Origin of the sequence: Burkholderia sp. SJZ089 (assembly GCF_007828315.1) — a bacterium.
GTDB lineage: Bacteria > Pseudomonadota > Gammaproteobacteria > Burkholderiales > Burkholderiaceae > Burkholderia > Burkholderia gladioli.
Window position 1 is genome coordinate 410,656 of the sequence record NZ_VIUM01000006.1, and the last position, 22,214, is coordinate 432,869.

The 22,214-nt window shown below is 65.9% G+C and carries 21 protein-coding genes and 2 tRNA genes; 12 read left to right on the forward strand and 11 right to left on the reverse strand.

Annotation, left to right across the window (positions count from 1 at the left end; translation table 11 throughout):
• Positions 1-3: 3 nt before the first annotated feature.
• The gene (locus FB600_RS14325) at positions 4-939 is read left to right on the forward strand and encodes an SMP-30/gluconolactonase/LRE family protein (RefSeq protein ID WP_096749304.1); all 936 of its coding nucleotides are present in this window, start codon (positions 4-6) and stop codon (positions 937-939) included.
• Between the two features lie 27 nt (positions 940-966).
• Here FB600_RS14325 and FB600_RS14330 read toward each other — a convergent pair whose 3' ends face one another.
• Both FB600_RS14330 and FB600_RS14335 read right to left on the reverse strand, forming a co-directional pair.
• A complete protein-coding gene (locus FB600_RS14330; RefSeq protein WP_145756863.1) occupies positions 967-2,775 on the reverse strand; it encodes an ABC transporter transmembrane domain-containing protein in 1,809 nt (602 codons plus the stop codon).
• Between the two features lie 342 nt (positions 2,776-3,117).
• On the reverse strand, positions 3,118-5,280 hold the full coding sequence (locus tag FB600_RS14335) for a TonB-dependent receptor plug domain-containing protein (protein ID WP_145756862.1): 2,163 nt from the start codon (positions 5,278-5,280) through the stop codon (positions 3,118-3,120).
• 284 nt (positions 5,281-5,564) lie between these two features.
• Between FB600_RS14335 and FB600_RS14340 the strand changes: the two genes are divergently transcribed.
• The 3 genes from FB600_RS14340 (at position 5,565) to FB600_RS14350 (ending at position 6,704) form a co-directional block, all read left to right on the forward strand.
• Positions 5,565-5,831, forward strand: coding sequence for a hypothetical protein (locus FB600_RS14340; protein WP_145756861.1), 267 nt, complete (start codon positions 5,565-5,567; stop codon positions 5,829-5,831).
• Between the two features lie 68 nt (positions 5,832-5,899).
• Positions 5,900-6,331: an STM2901 family protein gene (locus FB600_RS14345; RefSeq protein WP_096749301.1), complete on the forward strand. Its 432-nt coding sequence runs from the start codon at positions 5,900-5,902 to the stop codon at positions 6,329-6,331.
• 1 nt (position 6,332) lies between these two features.
• Entirely contained in the window at positions 6,333-6,704 is a 372-nt protein-coding gene (locus FB600_RS14350) for a DUF1493 family protein (RefSeq protein ID WP_046578682.1), read from the forward strand.
• A 191-nt stretch (positions 6,705-6,895) separates the two neighbouring features.
• Here FB600_RS14350 and FB600_RS14355 read toward each other — a convergent pair.
• Positions 6,896-6,972, reverse strand: a tRNA-Pro gene (locus FB600_RS14355).
• A 109-nt stretch (positions 6,973-7,081) separates the two neighbouring features.
• On the opposite strand from FB600_RS14355, the gene sixA reads away from it, so the two are divergent.
• Together sixA and FB600_RS14365 are read left to right on the forward strand one after the other, a co-directional pair.
• Entirely contained in the window at positions 7,082-7,537 is a 456-nt protein-coding gene (sixA, locus tag FB600_RS14360; protein ID WP_046578681.1) for a phosphohistidine phosphatase SixA, read from the forward strand.
• Between the two features lie 148 nt (positions 7,538-7,685).
• Positions 7,686-8,489, forward strand: a complete 804-nt coding sequence (locus tag FB600_RS14365) for a GNAT family N-acetyltransferase (protein WP_145756860.1) — start codon at positions 7,686-7,688, stop codon at positions 8,487-8,489.
• 117 nt (positions 8,490-8,606) lie between these two features.
• Here the strand turns inward: FB600_RS14365 and FB600_RS37195 are convergent, their stop codons facing one another.
• The gene (locus FB600_RS37195) at positions 8,607-8,777 is read right to left on the reverse strand and encodes a hypothetical protein (RefSeq protein ID WP_186110041.1); all 171 of its coding nucleotides are present in this window, start codon (positions 8,775-8,777) and stop codon (positions 8,607-8,609) included.
• A 157-nt stretch (positions 8,778-8,934) separates the two neighbouring features.
• Between FB600_RS37195 and FB600_RS14370 the strand changes: the two genes are divergently transcribed.
• Complete coding sequence (locus FB600_RS14370; RefSeq protein ID WP_036032011.1) at positions 8,935-9,120, forward strand: hypothetical protein; 186 nt, start codon at positions 8,935-8,937, stop codon at positions 9,118-9,120.
• Positions 9,121-9,192: 72 nt separating this feature from the next.
• Here FB600_RS14370 and FB600_RS14375 read toward each other — a convergent pair whose 3' ends face one another.
• From FB600_RS14375 to FB600_RS14395, 5 genes are all read right to left on the reverse strand, one after another.
• The gene (locus FB600_RS14375; protein WP_098154238.1) at positions 9,193-10,566 is read right to left on the reverse strand and encodes an MATE family efflux transporter; all 1,374 of its coding nucleotides are present in this window, start codon (positions 10,564-10,566) and stop codon (positions 9,193-9,195) included.
• 8 nt (positions 10,567-10,574) lie between these two features.
• The gene (locus FB600_RS14380; protein ID WP_098181119.1) at positions 10,575-10,898 is read right to left on the reverse strand and encodes a DUF2288 domain-containing protein; all 324 of its coding nucleotides are present in this window, start codon (positions 10,896-10,898) and stop codon (positions 10,575-10,577) included.
• Between the two features lie 181 nt (positions 10,899-11,079).
• Entirely contained in the window at positions 11,080-12,702 is a 1,623-nt protein-coding gene (locus tag FB600_RS14385) for an acyl-CoA synthetase (protein ID WP_098154237.1), read from the reverse strand.
• A gap of 354 nt (positions 12,703-13,056) precedes the next feature.
• Positions 13,057-13,755, reverse strand: coding sequence for a peptidoglycan DD-metalloendopeptidase family protein (locus FB600_RS14390; RefSeq protein ID WP_013697429.1), 699 nt, complete (start codon positions 13,753-13,755; stop codon positions 13,057-13,059).
• Positions 13,756-14,006: 251 nt separating this feature from the next.
• On the reverse strand, positions 14,007-14,915 hold the full coding sequence (locus tag FB600_RS14395) for an aldose epimerase (RefSeq protein ID WP_098181118.1): 909 nt from the start codon (positions 14,913-14,915) through the stop codon (positions 14,007-14,009).
• Between the two features lie 571 nt (positions 14,916-15,486).
• Between FB600_RS14395 and FB600_RS14400 the strand changes: the two genes are divergently transcribed.
• Positions 15,487-16,317, forward strand: a complete 831-nt coding sequence (locus FB600_RS14400; protein WP_013697431.1) for an undecaprenyl-diphosphate phosphatase — start codon at positions 15,487-15,489, stop codon at positions 16,315-16,317.
• Between the two features lie 223 nt (positions 16,318-16,540).
• Positions 16,541-16,617: transfer RNA gene (locus FB600_RS14405), tRNA-Arg, on the forward strand.
• A 240-nt stretch (positions 16,618-16,857) separates the two neighbouring features.
• On the opposite strand, the gene FB600_RS14410 is transcribed toward FB600_RS14405, so the two are convergent.
• Together FB600_RS14410 and FB600_RS14415 are read right to left on the reverse strand one after the other, a co-directional pair.
• Positions 16,858-17,992 (reverse strand): IS3 family transposase gene (locus FB600_RS14410; RefSeq protein ID WP_145756859.1). Its coding sequence is split into 2 segments (ribosomal slippage): positions 16,858-17,734 and positions 17,733-17,992, totalling 1,137 coding nucleotides; the frame shifts between segments, so codons are not numbered across the junction.
• Between the two features lie 267 nt (positions 17,993-18,259).
• Complete coding sequence (locus tag FB600_RS14415; protein WP_096749294.1) at positions 18,260-19,351, reverse strand: TQO small subunit DoxD; 1,092 nt, start codon at positions 19,349-19,351, stop codon at positions 18,260-18,262.
• 269 nt (positions 19,352-19,620) lie between these two features.
• Here FB600_RS14415 and FB600_RS14420 point away from each other — a divergent pair, with 269 nt between their 5' ends.
• The 3 genes from FB600_RS14420 to FB600_RS14430 are packed head-to-tail and all read left to right on the forward strand — an operon-like array spanning position 19,621 to position 22,035.
• A complete protein-coding gene (locus FB600_RS14420) occupies positions 19,621-20,391 on the forward strand; it encodes a ferredoxin--NADP reductase (RefSeq protein WP_096749293.1) in 771 nt (256 codons plus the stop codon).
• Positions 20,392-20,430: 39 nt separating this feature from the next.
• Entirely contained in the window at positions 20,431-20,994 is a 564-nt protein-coding gene (locus FB600_RS14425) for a DsrE family protein (protein WP_145756858.1), read from the forward strand.
• A 27-nt stretch (positions 20,995-21,021) separates the two neighbouring features.
• Positions 21,022-22,035 (forward strand): substrate-binding domain-containing protein, encoded by a 1,014-nt coding sequence (locus tag FB600_RS14430; RefSeq protein ID WP_096750629.1) that lies wholly within the window; start codon positions 21,022-21,024, stop codon positions 22,033-22,035.
• The last annotated feature ends 179 nt before the right edge of the window (positions 22,036-22,214 follow it).

A 22,214-nucleotide genomic window follows, 5' to 3' on the forward strand; every position in this document is an offset into this window, starting at 1 on the left:
CCGATGAAACAGGAAGTCATTGAGATCTACGACGAACGTGCGCGCGACCTGCTCGCGCCGGGCGCGACGCTGGAGCAACTGGCCAGCGGCTGCATCTGGTCCGAGGGCGCGGTGTGGATGCACGAGGACGGCTCGGTGCTGTGGAGCGACATCCCCAACAACCGCATGATGCGCTGGCATCCCGAGGCGGGCGCGAGCGTGTGGCGCGACCAGGTCGAATACACCAACGGCCACTTCCGCGAGGCCGACGGCAGCCTGCTGCATTGCTCGCATGGCCAGCGCGCGCTGGTGCGCACGCGCTTCGGGCGAGACCTGAGCGAGACGCAGGACGAGATCGTGGTGGACAACTATCACGGCCGCCGCCTCAATTCGCCCAACGACGTGGTGGTCAAGCGCGACGGCACCATCTGGTTCAGCGATCCGCCCTACGGCATCCTGTCCGATTACGAGGGCCATCAGGCCGAGCAGGAGCTGCCGGGCCGCTACGTGTTCCGCTTCGATCCGCGCGACGGCACCCTCGACGTGATGACCGACCTGCTGATCTGCCCGAACGGGCTGGCCTTTTCGCCGGACGAGTCGCTGCTCTACGTGTCGGACACCTCGATGGTTCCCTATGAGGACAAGGGCTTCCACAACATCCGCGTGTTCGAGGTGGTGAACGGGCGCTCGCTGGTCAGGCCGCGCATCTTCGCCACCATCGCCGAGGGCGAGGGGCTCGCCGACGGCTTCCGCCTGGACAGCCGGGGCTGGGTGTTCACCAGCAGCGCGATCGGCATCCAGGTGTTTCATCCGGATGGCACGAAGCTGGCCTTGATCCCGGTGCCGGAGAAGGTCGCCAACCTGACCTTCGGCGGCGTGAACCGCGACGAGATGTTCATCGCGGCCTCGAGTTCGCTGTACCGGATCCGCGTCAATGCGCGGGGGATCCAGACGCCCTGAATCGCCGGGCGAGTTGGCGCCGTGGATTCATGCGGGCGCCGTTTCGGCTGGCGGTGGCTCGCGGTTCCCGTCCAGCGGCGTCGCGCCGAACTGCAGCGCCGCCAGTTGCGCGTAGAGCGGCGAGTGCTGGAGCAGCTCGGCATGCCGGCCCTGGGCGACGATGCGGCCGTGGTCGAGCACCACGATCCGGTCGGCCTGCTGGACCGTGGCGAGCCGATGCGCGATCACCAGGGTGGTGCGGTTCTGCGCGGCGTTGTCCAGCGCGGTCTGGACCAGGCGCTCGCTGGCCGCGTCGAGCGCGCTGGTGGCTTCGTCCAGCAGCAGGATCGGCGGATCCTTGAGGATCGCGCGCGCGATCGCGATGCGCTGGCGCTGCCCGCCGGACAGGCGCACGCCGCGCTCGCCGAGGAAGGTGTCATAGCCTTCCGGCAACTGCTCGATGAAGCCGGCGGCGGCAGCCATGCCGGCGGCGCGCTGCACCTCGGCCAGGCTCGCGTCGGGCCGGCCGTAGCGGATGTTGTCGAGCACGCTGCCGGAGAAGATCACCGATTCCTGCAGCACGATGCCGATCGCCCGGCGCAAGTCGACCAGCGGCACCTGGCTGGTCGGCACGCCGTTGATCAGGATGCGGCCCGACTGCGGATCGTAGAAGCGCAGCAGCAACTGGAACAGGGTGGTCTTGCCCGCGCCCGACGGCCCGACCAGCGCGACATGCTCGCCGGGACGCACCTCGAGCGTGAAGTCGGCCAGCGTGGCCATGCCCGGCCGCGAGGGATAGGAGAAGCCGATCGCGTCGAAGCGGATGCCGGCGCCGCGCGCGGGCAGCGCCGTCGTCTCGGCGGCCTGCTCGACCGGCGAGCGCGCCGCCAGCAACTGCAGCAGCCGCTCGGTGGCGCCGGCGGCGCGCTGCAGGTCGCCCCATACCTCGGCGATGGCGCCCACCGCGCCGGCCGTGAACACGGCATAGAGGATGAACTGCGAGAGCTGGCCGGCCGTCATGCGCCCGGCCAGCACCGCCTGCGCGCCGAGCCACAGCACGAACACGATGGCGACGAACACGAACACGATCACCACGGCGGTCAGCGAGGCGCGTGCCCGGATCCGCGTGAGCGCGGTATCGAAGGCGCTCTCCACCGCCGCGCCGAAGCGTTGCGCCTCGTGGACCTCCTGCGTGTAGGACTGCACCGTCGGCATCGCGTTGAGCACCTCGCCGGCCAGCGCGCTGGCATTGGCCACCTTGTCCTGGCTGGCGCGCGAGAGCTTGCGCACGCGCCGCCCGAAGGTGACGATCGGCACCACCACCACGACCAGGGTGGCGATGATGTAGGCCGACAGCACCGGGCTGGTGGTGACCAGCATCGCCACCCCGCCGAGCGCCAGCAGCAGGTTGCGCAGGCCGAGCGAGAGGCTGCTGCCCACGACCGCCTGGATCAGGGTGGTGTCGGTGGTGAGGCGCGACAGCACCTCGCCGGTCTGGGTGGTCTCGAAGAACTGCGGACTCATGCGCATCACGTGGTCGTACACGGCGCGGCGCAGGTCGGCCGTGACGCGCTCGCCGAGCCAGGAGACCCAGTAGAAGCGCAGGGCCGTGGCGGCGGCGAGGATCAGCGAGACCACGAACAGCGCGATGAAGTAGCGGTCGATATGCACGCGCTCGCCGCTCGCGAAGCCGCGGTCGATCAGGTAGCGGAACGCCACCGGCAGCCCCAGCGTCGCGCCGGCCGAGGTCACCAGGGCCAGGAAGGCCAGCGCCCAGCGTCCCGCGTAGGGGCGCAGGAAGGGGAGCAGGGCCAGCAGCGGGGTGAGGCGAGCGGGGCGGGGAGCAGTGTCCGGCATGGAGGGTCCTGGGGGTACATGGATCAAGCGCCGGGGCGGGGCGGCGCTCCTGGCGGCGTGACAGCATAGCGCTTAAATCGGTCGGTCGAACGAATCGGACCTGGCCATGCCGAGCGTCGACAGGGTCGAACTGATCCGCGGGGGGAGGCGGGCCGCAACGGCCCGTGACGTGGCGGGAGCAGCACCGCTCCCCTGAGGACAGGTCAGCCGAGTGGCTGCGCTGGAGTCAGCGAGCCCGCTCGATCACGCCGAGCGCCGCTCGCATGGGATCGGATCCGGGAAGCTTGCGTCCCGGGACCATCGCAAGGAGTGCCGCCGCATCGAAACGGCCGGCTTGCCGCGTCAGAAGTACTTGGTGAAGCCTGCGTAGACGGCTCGGTACGGGCCGTACTGCGGCGCGAAGACCCCGATGCCCGACCCGTCGCGCAACGCATACGAATCGCCGAACGCATTGACCAGCACGACACGCCCATCCACCTTGCCGATCCACGGCAGGTTCATGCGCTGCAACACCGACAGATCCACTTGCTCGTACCACGGCAGCTTGCCGGTGTTCGCGAAGCCCTCGCGCAGGCCGCTGCCGACAATGCCGTCGAACGAAAAGGTCGTCTGGTGCCATGTATAGGCGCTGCCGAACGAGATCGTCACACGCTGGTCGTGATCGAGGTTGACCCAATGGTTCGAGATGTAAGCCAGTTCGTCGGGATCGAAATTGAACTGCGCCGACGTGACGTTCTTGCCCATTGCGCGGCTCAAGGCCACGTTCAGATAGGCGGACAGGTTGCGATGCCTGTAGTTTGCCGTGAGCTCGAGTCCGTACACGCGGCCGTACTCGTAGTTGAACGGCGTGTAGATCAGCGCGCTGCCGAACTGTCCTTCGTCCAGCAGGTTGTGGGCCTTCTTGTAGTAGCCGTCGATACCGAGCGTGAGGTCCGAACCCACCTGCTGGATCACGCCAAGATCGAAATAATCGTCGCGCTCCGGCTGCACCGGGTCGTTTTGTGTGACGGCGCTGGCATTGGTGGTGCCTGCGTAGCGGCCGATCGTCGAGCTCGACACGAGTTCGAACGAGGGCGGCGTGAAGTAGCGAGAATACCCGGCGTGCAGCGTGGTGCCATCGGCGACCTTGAACACCAGGCCGATGCGCGGGCTCAACTGGTTGGCGGTGACGTACTGGTCCATGCCGTCGTATCGCACGCCATAGTTGATCGTCAGGCGCGAATTGATCTTCCACTCGTCCTGCAGGTACGCGCTATACAGGTAGCCGGTCTTGCTGCTCGCGTTGGCAACGGAGAAGGGTACGTCGGAGGTTTGATTGCCGTCGTCGTCGGCGGGGAACACCGAGACATTGTCGCGGAATTGCGCGTGCTCCTGCTGCAGGAACAGGCCCGCGCGCAGCGTATGGTGATCGCTCAGGCGGTAGGTGGTGTCGGCCTGAATGCCGTTGGCCACGTCGCTGTGAAAATCCTGGGAGGCCACCCCGTTGTAGAGCAAGTCGCCGATCGGGTCGGGGTTGAACTGGGTGCGTGTGTAGCGCGTGAAGAATGCGACCTGGTAGTCGAGCGCCGCGCCGTTGGTGCCTTGCAGGGCCACCACGGCGAAGTTGTTCAGTTCGGACTGCGTTTCGTTCAGGTTGGCCGAATTGAAGCCCGAGTTGCCTGCCAGCGAGAAATTGGGCGTCAGTCCAGGCGTGTTCGGAATCTCGAACTGATTCGAGGTGGTGCCGAACATCAGACTCAAGCGCGTTTGTGGGGTGAGCACGTAGGACAAGTAACCGAACGCATCGCCCTGGCGCGTGTGGTCGTGAAGCGGGCTGGATGACGAGGTGGGCGATTCGATGCCGAGATTGTTCACGCCCAGCGAGCCCGTGAAGTAATAGCTCAGAGCGCCCTTCGTGCCGTACACGTCGGCGCTGGTCTTCAGCGTTTGGTGGCTTCCGCCGGACACGTCGATCGATCCGCCATTGCCGAGCTCGTCACCCGATTTCGTATGGATGTCGACGATGCCGGCGGTGCGGTAGCCGTATTCAGCCGGCAGCGCGCCCGTCAGCAGGTTCACGTGGTCGATGATGCGTGTGTCGAGCGCCTGGCCGAAGCCACTGATCGGCTCAGGGATCAGGATGCCATTGATACGGTACTGCAGGTCCGCATGATCGCCGCGAACGTGCAGTTGTCCGTACGAATCGTTGGCCACACCCGGTGCCTGCAACAGCACGCGGTTGAGCGGGGTGTCCGCGCCTTGCGGCATCGCATCGATGTCCTCGCTCGTGATGCGATAGACGCTGCTGCCGGTTTCCGGTAGCAGGCCATTGCGTGCATCGTCGAGCCGCTTCGCCGTCACGCTGACGACGGAGAGTTTCTGCTCGGTGGCCGGCGCCGTGTTTGTCGCGTCCGCGAGCGTGCCATTGTCGACAGCGCCGGTCGGGTTCTGCGCGTTGGCATCGAGAGAGGCGAATGCAAGGAAAGCGAGCAGCACGGCACGCGAGATCGGAGTCGGTGTGGTCATGGATGGCGGGCACTGGCGTGCGGCACGGCGCGCACCGGCAGCGAGTTCTTAATGTTCGGGATCGAGATGATATAACGTATCAATTCACGATGAAAAACATAATATTCACGCTTGGAACGGCGGGCTTCAGAGGGGATTTGGAAAGATTTTTTCTTTCAAACTGATGGATGTCGGAAGTCGATCCGCATCTATTTTGAAAGGCGAGTATTGATTCGGATGAAACCGGATCGAGGAGAGTGCGTGGTAGCGGCCGGTTGGGGCCTGCTTCCAAGGTCACCGCCGATATGCTGCGACCGTACTCGGTCGCCTATCTTGCCGGCGTGGCATGCGACGAGTTCAAAACGCGCACGGTTGGACTCGCCACGAGCCGGCGTGAGTCCGTTGTGGCCGTATTGCGCGACGAGCTCGTCGAGGTGACGTTCGTCGACATGGAGGACCAGGCTTTCGCCGATTCGCTTTGTGGGCGCGTGCCGGCAAAGGATAGGTCACTGCAGAAGATCACGAATTGGGATGCGGGTTGCAGCGGCGGTTTGTTCTGGGTGATGCGTTAAAGTATCGGCTTCGCGGGAGTTTTGGCACACGTTGAGAGAGCAACGTCCCGCTGTTTCAGAGAAGGTCAATGAGCGAAAACCGATACACATACGACCATCGACAGAATCTTTCACCCCCGGAAGTATTCGTCTGGATCGCGTTGAACGAAACCCGCAAACAACTCGGGCTGGACGATCTCGCGTCGGCTGCGGCTATCTTGCTCGGCCAGAACGACGTCCCCGTCTCGGGGAAAGTCGGTGGCGCGGTAGAAGGAACGTCAGTCGCATCCCTCGCTGCGCGGAAACTGCTCCCATTCCGGCTCGCGCGGCGTTTGCCAACGTTGACAAAGGGCGGAGCCCTTGGAGTCCGCATTGCAATGACGAGGAGTGCCGGCGCATTCGTCGGCCGAGCGGTACCGGTCGTCGGGACTGTCCTATTGGCTCGGGACGTGTTTTTGATCATGGAGCGTTCCGTATCCACCTATAACCACATTGTGAAACCGGAAGATCGGGTGCTTTGACATGGTGGATCCCAACTGGCAGCAACTCGAAGACTTCGCCCGCGAGGAGCTGGGGCGACCGCTTTTAGGCGGGAAGCTGACGCTTCGGCCCGAAACGACGCTCGACGCGGACCTGCGCATGACTGGCCTGGATGCTGTCGAATTTATCGATAAGTGGGTGGAGCGGTTTGATATCTCGGTCAAGGAGTTCCCCTACAACCGATATTTTGGGCCGGAGAGCCTTGACGTCGCTGGATTCTTCGTCGGGCTGTTCTCAAAGCGTGCACGCGGCCCCGAGCGGGTGCCACTGACGCTTGGGATGCTGGCCGAGGCGATGCGACGGGGTCATTGGGATACGGAGGAGATTGAGGCGGCAGCCGGGCGGGCCAAATAGCCCGCGAAGCGCTCAGTCGGCGCGGTGCCAAATTCGGCGCCGAACGGTGTCAAACCGCGCGCGACGCTACAGCGGGATGATGTTGTGGCGGGTGGCATTTGAGTTGAACGGAAATGCCTACACAGCGGCTGCACGAAGTCGGAAAAGAAAAAGGGGTTACACGCTTTCGGCATGTAACCCCTTGATTCCTTTGGTCGGAGCGATAGGATTCGAACCTACGACCCTCTGATCCCAAATCAGATGCGCTACCAGGCTGCGCTACGCTCCGACGAGCCAGAGATTTTGCATCATCGGCGCACTCGGGTCAATCCCTTGTACAGATGTCATCGAAGCCGCGCTAGCATGGGCCTTTGGCAACCCCGCGAGGAGGCATCGCGATGCACCTGATTCTGTGGCGTCATGCCGAAGCCGAGGACTACGCCGCCAGCGACCTGGCACGCCAGCTCACCGCGCGCGGGCGCCGCGACGCGCAGGCGGTCGCGAAATGGCTCAAGCTGCGGCTCGAGAGCAGCGCGGTGATCCTGGCCAGCCCGGCCGTGCGCACCGTGCAGACGGTCGAGGCGCTGACCGACCAGTACCGTACCGTGCGCGAGCTGGCGCCGGGCGGCGGCGTGGCCGAGGTGCTGGCCGCCGCCGGCTGGCCCGAGGGCATCGCGCCCACGGTGGTGGTGGTCGGCCACCAGCCGACGCTCGGCGCGGTCGCCGCGCGCCTGCTGGCCGGCAGCGACGACAGCTGGTCGCTGAAAAAGGGCGGCCTGATCTGGCTGCAGAGCCGTTCACGCGAGGGCGGCCAGGCCAGCCTGCGTGCCGCACTATCGCCCGAGCTGGTCTGAGAGAGCCAAAGTATCTTTCTTCCGACTTTCTGCTAAAGTCATTTGGACGACATGTCACCAAACTGACACCGATTCGCCACGCAAGCGTCACGGCCGGTTACTACATTGGCGACCATGTCGTTCCATTCCTTACGACCAGGAAAGCCTGATGCGAGATCTGCCGACGCCTACGCTCCCATTTGCTTCGCTCCCGCTTGACCAGTCGCGTCGCCGTTTGCCGCGCGCGGCCGAAACGGTCACCTCCGAATTCCGCCTGCGCGCGGTCTGGGCGCGTACCGAGGACGAACTGCGCGAGGCGCAGCGCCTGCGCTACAGCGTATTCGCCGACGAGATGGGCGCCGCGGTCAGCGGCCCGGCCGGTCTCGACGTGGATCCCTTCGATGCCTACTGCGACCACCTGCTGGTGCGCGATCTGGACACGCTGAAGGTGGTGGGCACCTATCGCGTGCTGCCGCCGCACCAGGCGGCTCGCATCGGTCGCCTCTACGCCGAAGGCGAATTCGACCTGTCGCGCCTGGCGCATCTGCGCTCGAAGATGGTCGAGGTGGGCCGCTCCTGCGTGCATCGCGACTACCGCAGCGGCGCCGTGATCATGGCGCTCTGGGGCGGCCTGGGCACCTACATGATGCAGAACGGCTACGAAACCATGCTCGGCTGCGCGAGCGTGTCGATGGCCGACGGCGGCCACTACGCGGCCAACCTCTATCAGTCGCTCGGCGGTTCGCTGACGGCGCCCGAGTACCACGCCTTTGCGCACACGCCGCTGCCGGTGGACGAACTGCAGACCGGCACCAAGGTCGCGCCGCCGCCGCTGATCAAGGGTTATCTGCGCCTGGGCGCGAAGATCTGCGGCGCGCCGGCCTGGGATCCCGACTTCAACTGCGCCGATTTCCTGACGCTGTTCCGCCTGTCGGACATCAACGCGCGCTACGCCCGCCACTTCCTGGCCTGAGCGTTCGCCAGCCGGTCCGCGCGAGCGGCGGCAAGCCGCAAGCAACGGCACGACGATCGTCTCGTCGTGCCGTTTTTTTGTGGTGCGCCGATTGCCGGGCGGCGGGCGCGATTGAGATCAGTGGCGGTGCCGCCAGTCGAGCAGGTGATGCGCGGCGAGCCAGTGATGGATCCGGCCCTCGCCATGATGCTCGCGGCGGTATTCGCGCGATTCGAAGATGGACAGCCCGATCAGGATGATCAGGCCGATAACCAGGCCGACGAAGCCGGCGATCGATTCGATGTTCATGGCAGCCCTCCTGGCAATGCTCAGCGCCATGTCTTCATGATAGTCAATCCGTCGGCGCGGGCGGGCGGGGTCCGACGCCTGCCGCTGCTTTCCGCTAGACTCCGTCGATCGCGCGATGCGGCTGCATCGTGCCGTTCCGACTTTTTCGAGGTGACGGATGTCCCGTTTCATTCTGGCCGCGCTGGTCGCGGCGATGCTCGCCGGCTGCGTGGGCGATCCCAATCCTTCCGGCGCGAATCATCACAAGCCGCCGCCGCAGGATCCGGCCGACTATCACGGCGTGCCGACCGACATGACGCCGCCCTCGATGCTGGAAGCGCCGGCCGCACCGGCATCGCAGTAAGCCGGCCGACCTGGCCAAAGTGCCGACGCGTCGACCGGTGAGCCGAAGCTCCAGGCTTCGGCTCCAGCGCGTCTAGCTGCCGATACGACGCGCCAGCGCCGGCATCCGCAGTGAAAGCGTCACGCCGCGCGCGATCATGAAAATCGACAGCGCCAGCCACAGGCCGTGGTTGCCGAGCGGGCCGGCCAGCGCGAAGGTGGCGGAGACGAACACCGCGAACGAGATCGCCATCGCCACCATCAGCGTGCGCGTTTCGGTGGCGCCGATGAACACGCCGTCCAGCAGGAAGCCCCACACCGAGATCAACGGCATCACGGCCGCCCAGGGCAGGAAGTGGCCGGCGATCTCGCGCACGGCCGGCTGGTCGGTCAGTTGCGCGACGATCCAGCCGCCGCCCAGCGCATAGGCCAGCGAGAAGGCCAGCGCGCAGCCGACCGCCCATTGCAGCGTCACGCGCACCGCTGCCCGGAAGCTGGCGCGGTCGCGAGCGCCGGCCGCCGCGCCCACCAGCGCCTCGGCCGCGTGCGCGAAGCCGTCCAGCGCATAGGCCATGAAGGTTTGGAAATTGAGCAGCAGCGCGTTCGCGGCCAGCGTCGCGTCGCCCAGCCGCGCGCCGAGATGGGCAAACCAGCCGAAGGCCGACAGCAGGCACAGCGTGCGCACGAAGATATCGCGGTTGAGTGCCACCAGCCGCTTCAGGGCCGCGCGCTCGAAGAACTCGGCGCGGCTGGGCAGGCCCAGCCCGCGCGTGCGGCGCCAGGCCAGCAGCGCGGCGCCGAACACGAAGCCGGCCAGGTCGGCGGTGGCGGTGGCCGCGCCGATCCCGGCGACACCGCCGTCGAGTCGATAGACATAGAGCATCACCGCGGCGATGTTCACCAGGTTGATGAGGGCCTGCAGCAGCAGGCCCAGCCGCACGCGCTGCAGGCCGAGCAGGTAGCCGAGGATCGCGTAGTTGGCGAGCGCGAACGGCGCGGCCCAGATGCGGGCCGCCACATAGGCCCGCGCATTGGCCCGGACCGCTTCGCTGCCGCCCAGCAGGCCGAGCCCGATCGAGCTCAGCGGACCCTGCAGCGCGAGCACGGCCAGGCCGAGCGCGGCCGCGAGCGCCAGCGCGCGCAGCAGGTTGAGCCGCACGCCGGCCAGGTCGCCCGCGCCGAAGGCCTGCGCCACCAGCCCGGTGGTGCCCATCCTCAGGAAGCCGAAACCCCAGTAGACGAAGCCGAAGAACACGCTGCCCAGCGCGACGCCGCCCAGCACCTGCGGGCCGTCGAGATGGCCGGCCACGGCCGTGTCGACCGCGCCGAGGATCGGCTGGGTCAGGTTGGCGAGCACGATCGGCACCGCCAGGCCGAGCACGCCGCGATGGCTGATCGGCGGCCGCTCAGGCACGGCGCCGGCGTACGAGGCAGCAGTGGGCGAGGGGGAAGGAGGGGAGGCGGGCATCGCGCGGCTCAGGCGCGTTCCTGCACGCAGACCCAGGGCGATACCACCACCGCCCACAGCTCGGGATTGCGGCTCGCGTAGTCCTGGGCGGTCTCGCTCGGCATGCGCGCGACGTGGCCGGCGGCGAGCCAGCTCGTGACCTGCTCGGCCTGGTCGGCGGCGATCGCCTCGGCCACGCTGACCAGGTCGAGGTCGCGCGCGACCGACAACAGCTTGCCCTGCGCGAAGAAGCGCTCGAGGTCGCACCAGTCGATCTTGGCGGTCTCGCCGAGCAGTTGGGTATAGAGCGCGCTCGGCGCTGCGCCGGCCGCGGGAGGATTCGGTGAACTCATGGTGATGGAGGCTGGGGGCAATGGCCGTGGCGGTGGCGCGCCTCGCGGTGCTCGAAGATACGAACCCGGGAGCCTGGGAACGTTTCGCCGCCGTCGGGACGCCATCGGTGCCGGATCGCGGGGATCGCGGGCCACGGGATCAGCCGCGATTCTAGCCGATCCGCCGTCTCGCCCGTCCGGCTCACGACTCGCGCAGCGCGCGCCGGATGATTTTCCCGGTCGCCGTCATCGGCAGGCTGTCGACGAAGGCGATCGCGCGCGGGTATTCGTGCGCCGCCAGGCGGGTGCGCACATGCTGCTGCAACTCGCCGACCAGCGTCGCGCCGGCCTCGGCGCCGGGCTGCAGCACCACGAAGGCCTTGACGATCTCGGTGCGCGTCGCATCGGGCACGCCGACCACGGCCGCCATGCGCACCGCCGGATGCTTGAGCAGGCAGTCCTCGATCGGCCCGGGACCGATCCGGTAGCCGGCGCTGGTGATCACGTCGTCGTCGCGGCCGACGAAGCGGATGAAGCCGTCAGGGTCGGCGACGCCGCGGTCGCCGCTGAGCAGGTAGTCGCCGGCGAACTTGTCGCGAGTCGCGCCGGGGTTGCGCCAGTAGCCGAGGAACATCACCGGATCGGGCGCGCGGATGCCGATATTGCCTTCCACGCCGGCCGGCACCGGCTGCCCCGCCGCGTCGACGATCTCGACGCGATGGCCCGGCGCGGCCTTGCCGATCGCGCCGGCGCGAGGCGCGAACAGCCGGCTGCACGAGGACAGCACCATGTTGCACTCGGTCTGGCCGTAGAACTCGTTGATGGTCACGCCGAACACCTCGCGGCCCCAGTCGAGCAGGCCGGCGCCGAGCGACTCGCCGCCGCTGGCGACCGAGACGAGCCGCAGCGCCTGCGCTTGCGGTGGCCGCTGCGCGCTTCGCATCAGCTTCAGCGCGGTCGGCGGCAGGAAGGCGTGCGTCACGCCGTGGCGCGCCATCAGCGCGAAGGCGGCCTCGCCGTCGAACTTCTCGAAGCGGCGCGCGAGCACCGTCACGCCGTGATGCCAGGCCGGCAGCAGCACGTCGAGCAGGCCGCCGATCCAGGCCCAGTCGGCTGGCGTCCAGAACACGCGCGCGCCGCGTGGAAAGCCGTTTTGCGACATCTCCACGCCGGGCAGGTGGCCGAGCAGCACGCGCTGCGCGTGCAGCGCGCCCTTCGGCTTGCCGGTGGTGCCCGAGGTGTAGATGATCACGGCCGCGTCCTCGGCGAGCGTGTCGACCGGCGTGTAGTGCTCGGATTCGGCGGCCAGCGCCGCCTCGAAGGGCAGCGTGCCTTCGGGCGTGTCGTCGATGCCGCTGTCGATGCAGTAGACCGTGTGCAGCGCCGGCAGCGCCGCGCGCAACGGCGCGATCTTGGCGGCGCCGGCGCGGTCGGTGACCAGCGCGCTGGCCCCGCTGTCGGCCAGGCGGAATTCGAGCGCGTCGGCGCCGAACAGCGCGAACAGCGGCACCGCGATCGCGCCGGCCTTGTAGGCGGCCAGGTGGGCGATGGCGGTTTGCGGGCTCTGCGGGATGAAGATGCCGATCCGCTCGCCGCGCCCGATGCCGGCGCGCGCGAAGCTGTTGGCGAGGCGATTGGAGGCCGCCTTCAAGTCGTCGAACGTATAGTGCGTGACGGAGCCGTCCTCGCGTTCGTCGATCAGCGCCAGGCGGGCGCTGCCGTCGGCCCAGCGATCGCAGACGTCGACGCCGATGTTGTAGCGCGCGGGAATGCGCCAGGCGAAGCGCTCGAGCAGGGAGGGGTAATCGTCGGCATCGGGCAGCATCGGCGCTCCTCGCGACATCGCGCGTGATGGTTTCCGACGAGATTACACCGTATCGTCATGGGCCTACGCGATAGTCGGGGCCGCGATCATGGGTTGCGCGGCGGCCGCGCCGAATCGCGCGTACTATCGCAAGTTCAACGATTTGAAGTGAAACATGGTCTGGCTTTGGATTGCCACGGGGTTCAGCCTGCTGGGCATCGGCGCCGTCGTGTTGTTCGCGATGCGCGTCGATCCGCTGTCCGGCCGCGTCAGCGGTCGCTATCGCAAGCGCTGAGCAATCTCCTTTTCGCTTACGGCCGTTCGGGTCGCGGCCGGCGCGCGTGCACGCGCCGGCGAGTCGGCCGCATTCTCGCCTCAGCGCGCCGGCAGGTAGCGTGACGGGTCGATCGAGCGGCCGCCGTAGCGCAGCTCGAAATGCAGCGCCACGCGGTCGTTGTCGGTATCGCCCATTTCCGCGATCTTCTGGCCTTGCGTGACGGCCTGGCCTTCCTTCACGAGCAGCGTGCGATTGTGGGCATAGGCGGTCAGGAAGTCCGCGTCGTGCTTGATGATCAGCAGGTTGCCGTAGCCGCGCAGCCCGTTGCCGGCATACACCACGGTGCCGGCCGCCGCGGCCACCACCGGCGTGCCGGCCGCATTCGCGATATCGATCCCCTTGGAGCTGCCGCCGTCGAACGAGCGGACCACGTTGCCGGCCGCCGGCCAGATCAGCGAGATCGAGGCGTTCGGGCGCGGCGCGGCGCTGGCCGCGCCGCTCGACGGCGGCGGGGCCGAGCTGCCTGCGCTCGACGAGCCGGCGCCGGCCGAGCGGATCGGCGCGCCACCCGGGGGCGCCACGCGCAGCACCTGGCCGACCTCGATCGCATCGGGGTTCGTGATCGAGTTCCAGCGCACCAGGTTCGATATCGGCTGACGGTTCGCGCGCGCGATCTTCGACAGCGTGTCGCCACGCTCGACGCGATAGAAACCGGGGCCGACCGGCGCGGAGCCGCAGGCGGCCAGCACGGCGACGAGGGAAGCGACGACGAACCTTCGGGTGGTCTTGACCAGCATGAAACCTCACAGGACACCGTCGCGACGGGCACGACGGCGAAACACGAAAACCCCGGATTTTACCGGGTTCGCGGCGCGGGCCGCCGATTCGAGGTCGAGATTGCGCGGCTGGGCTTGCGCGGCATGGTGCCGCGTGGAGCTCGATGGCGCCAGTGGCGGGGAGATGAGTGACGGATTGGAAGGCCGTGGTTCAGGCTGGAGCGCTGCCCGCCGGGCCGCGCTCCATGCCGTGTGGATCGTCGCGGATCGTCTCAGCCGAACGGCGAGACGCGCATGCGCAGCGCGGCCGTCTCGGTCGCGCCGGGCGCCAGCATGCGCAGCCCCAGGCCGTTGTGGATCGCGTCGGGCAGGCCGAGCCAGGGCTCGACGCAGTAGAAGTCCGACTCGGGCTTCTCGGTCCAGGTGGTCACGGCGTACCAGGGGATCGAGCCGGGGCGGTTCAGGTCGATCTCGATGCGCCGGCGGCGGCCGGCCATGTCGACCTGCACCGGGCGCGAGGGCACGCCCTCGAGGCAATGGAAGCGATCGAGGATGCGCGCCTCGTCGAGCGTGTAGTGCGGCTCGCCCGCGATCGGCGCGCTGATCGAGCCATCGGGCTGCTGGTGGCATTGCCGCGTCGGCGGCAGTTCGATGCGGGTCCGAGCGCGTTCGTCGTGCGGCAGCGCGAAGTAGAAATGATGACCCGCGTAATAGGGCAGCGGCGTGTCGCCGAGATTGCGCGTGGTCAGCTCGACGTCGAGCGTGTGCGCGTCGACGAACTGGTAGCGCGCGTCGAAGCGGAACGCGAACGGGTAGGCCTCGCGCGTGGCTTCGCTGCTCTCCAGCGTCATGTCCACGCCGCGGCCGTCGGCATCCACGCGCGCGGCGAACGGCAGGTCGCGGGCGAAACCGTGCATCGGCAGCTCGCGTACCACGCCGGCCGCGTCGCGCCAGCGGCCGATCGTGTCGCCCACGCGATGGCGGCCGAGAAACGGGAACAGCAACGGATTGCCGCCGCGCACCTTGGCCGGCGCGCTCCAGTCGGCCTGCTCGGGCCAGAAGATGATCGGCTCGTCGCCGATGTGCCAGGACAGCAGGCGCCCGCCTGCCTGGGGGGCGATGCGCAGGCGCGCCGCGCCGTCCACGAGTTCGATGATGTCCTGCTGCTGGAAGATGGGCATGGGGTTCCTTCGGTCGGCATCGACAAGGCAAATCGGGCGGACAGCATAACGGATCGATGCGCGCTTGTGCGCTGCGGGGCGCGCCGATCGGCAGGCTTCGGTACCAGGCGGACGAGGTGATCGGCAAAACTTGCTCGGGGGAAACCCGTGTCGGGAAATTGCGGGTAGCAATCTGACGGACCGTCAGGATAATGACGTCAACCGGTTACGTTTCGTTACACCGGACTTGGCTATCGGGAGTCGGCAGCATGGATCTGGCAATGGCAATGGGCATCGCATTGTTCGGCATGTTCACGGGCAGCACGGTGCTGTTCTTCTACCAGCTCGGTCGCTGATTTCGTCGCGCGACGGAGCCTGTTCCGTCGCTGTCTGCCGGCTCGCCGTCCTCGGACCGCGGGCCGCTTGTTTTTCATGATCATTTCAATTTGCTGACAACGCGGTTCCAGTGTCGATGATCGCGGCATCGAGGCGCCATTCGGCTTGGCGCTCCTTATGCTGCTGTGCATAATCGGGGCGCTGCCGGCGATCCTGCCGGCTTTTCCCCTCCATCCATCGACAAAAGGACTGACGCGTGAGCCTCTGGTTTCTGGTATTTCTGAGCGTCCTGCAGGGCGTGACCGAACTCTTCCCCGTCAGCAGTCTGGGCCACACGCTGCTCGTGCCGGCCCTGATCGGCATGCATATCGACAAGCACGCGCCGCAGTTGCTGCCGTTCCTGGTCGCGCTGCACCTCGGTACCGCGCTCGCGCTGCTCTGGTATTTCCGCGCACGCTGGTGCGCGCTGGTGCGGGGTTTCTTCGCTTCCTTCGCGGGGCGCCCCAACGACGACGCGCACATGATGTGGGCGCTGATCATCGGCACCATCCCGGCCGGGCTGGTGGGGCTGCTGCTCGAGAAGAAGATCGAGCATGTGTTCCATGACCTGCGGATCGTGGCCGGCGCGCTGATCGTCAACGGCATCCTGCTGTGGTGGGGCGATCGCCTGCAGCGCTCGCGCGTGCATCGCGCGCCCGAGAAACTCGGTTTCGGCCGGGCCTTCCTGGTCGGCCTCGCGCAAGTGGGCGCGCTGATCCCGGGTTTCTCGCGCAGCGGGCTGACCATGATCGCCGGCAACGCGGCGGGGCTCACCACCGAGAAGGCGGCCGAGTTTTCGTTCCTGCTGGGTACGCCGATCATCCTGGCCGCCGGCGTGCTCGAGTTGCCGAAGCTGTTCCATGCACCGGATCAGTTGGCCGATGCCGCGTTGGGTGGCGTGCTGACGGCGATCGCCGCCTACCTGAGCGTGCGTTTCCTGATGCGTTATTTCGAGGGGCGCGGGCGGCTGGCCGCGTTCGGCGTGTATTGCGTGCTGGCTGGATTGTTCTGCATCGGCTGGTTCGCGTTCCATCCGCAGCCGGTTTGAGTTGAGGTGCAGCGGGGCGGCCGCGGCGCGGCCGATTTCGACGGCCGGGCCCTGCCGCCCCGTTTTACGCTGGCTGCCCGGGAGCGATCGGGTATAATTGCCGGCTCGGGTTTTTCTCGCGGAGCGGGTTTCGTGCTTTGGTGGGAACGGCCCGATCGGATGGTTCGCCGTGGATCGTCCGCATCTCTCTTCGGGCAGTGCATCGGCGCTGCCTGTCTCACGACCGCCCTTAGCTCAGACGGATAGAGCAACGGCCTTCTAAGCCGTAGGTCACACGTTCGAATCGTGTAGGGCGGGCCAGTCAAATCAACGGGTTAGCCCGATCCTCGATAATCTGATTCACAACATTTGGACTCCATGTAGGCACTGTGTAGGTGTTGGCGACCAACATGGACCTGGAGCGATTCAGGCCTGCAGCAACGTCGCCGATGTGCGAACTATGTTGATCGGACGTCCGTTCATCGAGATTGCCCGCGAACAGAGGTGGCCTCACTCGTTCGGACAGTTTTCTGAGATTTTTAAGTGGAACGTCCGAGGCGATCATGCTGCCGATTTGATGGCAGGCAGCGTCGCGAAGTATGCCTCATCCGGCGTCCGATCCGCCAGGCTCGAATGAGGCCGTTTCCGGTTGTACAGCTCGATGTACTCGCCGATGGAGCGCCGGGCATGGCTGACCGACTCATAGGCTTTCAGGTAGACCTCTTCGTACTTGATGCTGCGCCAGACCCGCTCGACGAACACGTTGTCGCGCCAGCAGCCCTTGCCGTCCATCGACAGCCGGATGTCTCGGCCCAGCACGGCCTCGGTGAACGCGCTTGCCGTGAACTGGCTACCCTGATCGGTGTTCACGATGTCCGGCAGTCCGTAGCGAGCGAACGCTTCTTCCAGCGCCTCCACGGCGTGCGAGGCTTCCAGGGTGATCGCTACCCGGTGAGCAAGCACTTTACGGCTTGCCCAGTCCACCACCGCCGTCAGGTACACAAAGCCTCGTGCCATCGGAATGTAGGTCGTGTCGAGCGCGAACACCTGATTGGCGCGGTCGATCTTCATGCCGCGCAGCAGGTACGGCCAGATTTTGTGCTTGGTGTTGCGGCGGCTCGTGTTCGGCTTGCAGTACAACGCCTCGACGCCCATGCGTTTCATCAGCGTGCGCACGCGGCGGCGGCCGACTTCATGACTCTCTCGGCGCAGCAGGCGGGCCAGCATCCGCGCGCCGGCGAACGGAAACTCCATGTGCAATTCGTCGATCCGTCGCATCAGCAGTTGATCCGCTTCGCTCGCCGGCTGCGGCCGGTAATACACGCTCGATCTCGCCACGCCGACCAGACGTGCCTGCTGCGCAATCGGCAAAGCATGCTTACGGTCGATCATTTCTTTGCGCTCAGCAATCCCGCCTTGGTGAGCGCGCTTTCTAAAAATCGTTCTCCAGCGTCAACTGGCCGATCTTCGCGTGCAGCGTCCTCAGGTCCACTGGCGGCTCGCTCGGTGCCGCGCCCGCCGTGCCAAACACGTCGGCCGCACGCTCCTGCAACTGCCGCTTCCATTCCGTAATCTGGTTCGGATGCACATCGTATTGCTGTGCCAGTTCGGCCAGCGTGCGCTCGCCCTTGACCGCAGCCAGCGCCAATTTCGCTTTGAACGCCGCTGAGTGCGTCCGTCGGGTTCTCTTCGTCATTTCCTCGGTCCCTTTCCAGCATTATCGCTGGCTCAGGCCACGGGCGCTCCACTTAGCCGACTGTCCGAATTCGCGCAGCCACCTCTGGGAAGAAGTCATCTCGTTCGTCCGGATTTCGATCAGGGTGACTTGCCTGACGTTGGGCGAGGTGCGTTTATTCCACGTCGGTGCTCGAGGCGCGGACCCGAATGTGCACCGGCGGCAGGTGAACCTCCCCTGGCCGGTGCCTATCTCGTTTCCGTATCGATGGTTGCCGGATGCATTGCGTCAGCCGATCGCGCTCTCGAATTTGCGCCCGTCGACATCGATCAGGCGCAGCCTGGCTGCCTTCGCGAGATCGGCGGCATGTCCGTCTGGAAGTGCCAGTGTGACGAATGCCGCGGCGCCCATCGGGGCACGCAGTCCGAACGGGCCGGGGCCGAACTGGTTGTAGGCGTAATCGTTGGTGAAGGCCGATTTGGGCACGTGCGAGAGTTGATCCGCATCCCATCGAAGCAGCGGCTGGCCGTTCGCGTCGAGCACCACGGCTTGCACGATATGCACCGGCGCCTCCGGCGTGCCGGCATCGAGCGTGGCGTGGAATCGCAATCCGCCCGGCGTCAGCGAGACCTGGCTCAGTGTGACATGATGCGCGGTCGGGCTGACCGGGCCGCTGTGAAAAGGCGTCACCACGGAGCCACGATAGTAGCTGTAGGTACTCACGTCGAACACCACCACCACCGCCAGGACGGCTAGCGCGAGCTTGCGCATGCCGTGTTCACCGAGCGGCAAGGGCAGGGCACCCGAGGCCCAGCGGAACAGCGCGCTTTGCGCGCGTGACGGCCGTTTGCGCAACAACACGTTGTCCAGCGTGTATGCCCCGCCGCCGCCGAGGAACAGCGTCGCGCCCATGGCGAGATTGCAGGCGGCCATGGTCCATTCATCGATGCAGGTGGCGCCCTGCCAGCCGAACATCAGCATCAGCATCACCGAGAATCCCATCGAAGCCAGCGCTGCCGCGCGCGTGTAGAGCCCGGCCATCAACATCAGCCCGACGATCAGTTCGGCCGCGCTGAACACGATCACGCCGGCATACAGGACCACGAAGTGATGGAGCATGTAGCTGATCACGTGGTCCATGCCGAGCAGCGCGCCGGGCAGCGCCGTCTGGAACTTGTTTGCCATCCAGTGCGTCGCGTTGGGATTGAGCTTGCTTGGTGCGTAGATGAAGCGTCGGGAACCGCCGCCCCAATAGATGAAGCCCTGGATCACGCGCACCGCGATCATCGACAGGGCACTGGCCCGGACGGCGGTGCGGCTCGCGCTGGCGTCCGGTGCCTGCGGCTGGTATCGCGAGTTGGGGAAGGTTGATGGAGTCATCGCTGTGTTGGTCAGATGAAGGGAATGGAATGGGTCCGATCGCGCGATGCCGGGTGGCGGCCGCGGACGAAGGGATACACGCAGCGTATCGGCCCTCGCGCATCAGGAAAAATATCTTGCTGGCATTCGAGCGATGCCTTTTTCTTATCCGACTCGTTCCGGTCGTCAGGCCATGTGTTCAAGTCATGGCAGCGATGCCAAGCCGGTATTTTTCCAAGCGTTCGGCTCTCCGTACACTGCAAGGCACCCGGTACCTCCTTGCAATCGACATGAGCCAACATGAAACGCAAACGGTCCTTTCCATCCGGCATTGGACCGAGACTCTCTTCAGCTTCACCTGCACGCGCAGTCCGTCATTCAGGTTCGAAAACGGCCAGTTCACGATGGTCGGACTCGAGGTGGAAGGGAGGCCGTTGATGCGCGCCTACAGCATCGCTAGCGCGAACTACCAGGACGATCTCGAGTTCTTCAGCATCAAGGTGCCAGACGGCCCATTGACCTCGCGGCTGCAGCACCTGCGCGAGGGCGATCCGGTCTTGATCGGCAAGCGCCCGAGCGGAACTCTGATTGTCGATAATCTGCTGCCCGGCAGAAACCTTTGGATGTTGTCGACCGGCACCGGGCTCGCGCCATTCCTGAGTGTGATTCGCGATCCCTCCGTGTACGAGCGCTTCGATCGGATCGTGCTCACGCATACCTGCCGTCAGGCTCGCGAACTCGCCTATCGCGACACCATCACGCAAGCACTGCCGAATGACGAATGCCTAGGCGAGTTGGTTCGCGAAAAGCTGGTCTATTACCCGAGCGTCACGCGCGAAGCATTTGAGCATCGCGGACGCATCACTGAGCTGATCGCATCGGGCCGTATTTTCAGCGATCTGGGCTTCGCACCTTTTTCATCCGGCGATGATCGTCTCATGTTGTGCGGTAGCGCACAGATGCTCAAGGACACCCGGATGCTTCTGGAAGACCGTGGGCTCGAGGAGGGCAGCCAGTCCTCGCCCGGTCATTTTGTGGTCGAGCGCGCCTTTGTCTCGTGAGGGGGTGGTTATTCCCGTCTTTTCCCTGAAAAAATCGATATGAAAATCATCCATGTAGCCGCCGTGGCGGTTTTGTCCGCCAGCCTCGCCTCGGCCGCGCTCGCGCAGCAACCGGATCAGGTGCCGGGTTTTTGGACGACGCCCACGATTTCGGGCTACGGGCCGATTCATTATTTGCCCGATGCGGCGTTCAAGCCAGACCCGAAGCAGTCGTATCGCATCGTGTTTGCGCTTACTCAGGGCACCAAGTCGCCCGACCAAGTGAATCCGGCACTCGACCATGTGGCGCGCACGGTGAACCTCTATGAAGCTGCGGGGGTGCCGCCCTCGCACCTGAAGTTCGTTGCCGTCGCTTATGGAGCGGCCACGCCGAGCATGCTCGACGACGCGCATTACCGCAGCGCCTATGGCACAGCGAACCCAAATCTGCCGCTGATCGCATTGCTCAAGCGAGCCGGCGTGACGGTCGCGGTTTGTGGACAGGCGGTGGCCGAACATCACTATGACTACGGCTGGATCGCCACGGACGTGACGCTCGCCCTGTCCGGGCTGACGACCGTCACCACCCTGGAAACCGAGGGTTATGCCCTCATGCCGCTCTGATACTCGATCCCACGGAACCCAAGCATGATGATACGTATTGGCAAGATTCTGGCCGCCTGTCTGGCAGGCGCTCTCGGTACGCTGGCGGTGATACCGGCACATGCATCGGCCGAAGACGAGCCGGCAAGTCCCGTCGCCGCGTCGTTCAGCGTGTCGCCGCCGTGGCAACACGGGGCGAACGACGATATCGACATGGCACGCCGGGGCCTTTCCTTCACCGAGCCGGACGCGGACAATCTCGCCGACTTCCATGGCGACCCGCTCGCTGCGCAGTTGTCGCTCTACGTAGGCGGCAATTATTTCTTCGCGATGGCACCCTTGGTACAGGCATTCGAGCGCACCTATCCGCAGTATCGCGGGCATGTGTACTGGGAGACGCTGCCTCCGGGGCTGCTGGTTCGGCAGATGGAGGCGGGTGGTACCGTGACGGTGGGCAATATGACCTGGACGGTGAAACCTGACGTCTACCTGGCCGGCCTGAAAGCCGTTCAAAAGCAAATCGACGCAGGAAGCCTGGTGGCGCCCGCCGTACCTTACGTCACCAATACGCTGACGATCATGGTGCCCAGGGGCAATCCCGACCATATCGACGGGCTCGCCGACCTCGGCCGGAGCAAACTGATGCTTGCCATGCCGAATCCGGCATTCGAGGGAATTGCGCGACAGGTGAAGGCCTCGCTCGCGAAGGTCGGTGGCGATGCCCTGGTGCATGAGGTGTACGACGCCAAGGTGACCGACGGCACGACGTTGCTGACGCATATCCATCATCGTCAGACGCCGCTTTGGATCATGCAGGGCAAGGTGCGGGCCGGCGTGACCTGGCAGTCCGAAGCGGTGTTCCAGGAGCAGGTTGGCCATCCGATCAGCCACGTCGACATACCCGCGGCCGACAACACCACCGCCGTCTACGCGGCGGGCATGGCCGCGCATGCGCCGCATCGGCAAGCAGCCCGGCGCTGGCTCGATTTCATTCGGTCGCCGCAGGCGCTGACCATCTTCGAACGTTACGGATTCAAACCCTACATGGGCGGGGCGAGCTGAGCGCCGGTATGGCACATCACTTTGGTTGAGTCCGAAACCAGGCGGGATCGCCCATCTTTTGGGCGACCGCCTATGGAGCCAGGCATGTATCAGTACGACCAGTACGACCAGACGATCGTCGACGAACGCGTCGCGCAGTACCGCGACCAGGTGCGTCGCCGGCTGTCGGGCGAATTGAG

Coding starts and splice junctions, on each gene's coding strand:
- FB600_RS14325 (WP_096749304.1), top strand. CDS start 4: ATGAAACAGGAAGTCATTGAGATCTACGACGAACGTGCGCGCGACCTG.
- FB600_RS14330 (WP_145756863.1), bottom strand. CDS start 2,775: ATGCCGGACACTGCTCCCCGCCCCGCTCGCCTCACCCCGCTGCTGGCC.
- FB600_RS14335 (WP_145756862.1), bottom strand. CDS start 5,280: ATGACCACACCGACTCCGATCTCGCGTGCCGTGCTGCTCGCTTTCCTT.
- FB600_RS14340 (WP_145756861.1), top strand. CDS start 5,565: ATGCTGCGACCGTACTCGGTCGCCTATCTTGCCGGCGTGGCATGCGAC.
- FB600_RS14345 (WP_096749301.1), top strand. CDS start 5,900: ATGAGCGAAAACCGATACACATACGACCATCGACAGAATCTTTCACCC.
- FB600_RS14350 (WP_046578682.1), top strand. CDS start 6,333: ATGGTGGATCCCAACTGGCAGCAACTCGAAGACTTCGCCCGCGAGGAG.
- sixA (WP_046578681.1), top strand. CDS start 7,082: ATGCACCTGATTCTGTGGCGTCATGCCGAAGCCGAGGACTACGCCGCC.
- FB600_RS14365 (WP_145756860.1), top strand. CDS start 7,686: ATGCGAGATCTGCCGACGCCTACGCTCCCATTTGCTTCGCTCCCGCTT.
- FB600_RS37195 (WP_186110041.1), bottom strand. CDS start 8,777: ATGAACATCGAATCGATCGCCGGCTTCGTCGGCCTGGTTATCGGCCTG.
- FB600_RS14370 (WP_036032011.1), top strand. CDS start 8,935: ATGTCCCGTTTCATTCTGGCCGCGCTGGTCGCGGCGATGCTCGCCGGC.
- FB600_RS14375 (WP_098154238.1), bottom strand. CDS start 10,566: ATGCCCGCCTCCCCTCCTTCCCCCTCGCCCACTGCTGCCTCGTACGCC.
- FB600_RS14380 (WP_098181119.1), bottom strand. CDS start 10,898: ATGAGTTCACCGAATCCTCCCGCGGCCGGCGCAGCGCCGAGCGCGCTC.
- FB600_RS14385 (WP_098154237.1), bottom strand. CDS start 12,702: ATGCTGCCCGATGCCGACGATTACCCCTCCCTGCTCGAGCGCTTCGCC.
- FB600_RS14390 (WP_013697429.1), bottom strand. CDS start 13,755: ATGCTGGTCAAGACCACCCGAAGGTTCGTCGTCGCTTCCCTCGTCGCC.
- FB600_RS14395 (WP_098181118.1), bottom strand. CDS start 14,915: ATGCCCATCTTCCAGCAGCAGGACATCATCGAACTCGTGGACGGCGCG.
- FB600_RS14415 (WP_096749294.1), bottom strand. CDS start 19,351: ATGACTCCATCAACCTTCCCCAACTCGCGATACCAGCCGCAGGCACCG.
- FB600_RS14420 (WP_096749293.1), top strand. CDS start 19,621: ATGAGCCAACATGAAACGCAAACGGTCCTTTCCATCCGGCATTGGACC.
- FB600_RS14425 (WP_145756858.1), top strand. CDS start 20,431: ATGAAAATCATCCATGTAGCCGCCGTGGCGGTTTTGTCCGCCAGCCTC.
- FB600_RS14430 (WP_096750629.1), top strand. CDS start 21,022: ATGATACGTATTGGCAAGATTCTGGCCGCCTGTCTGGCAGGCGCTCTC.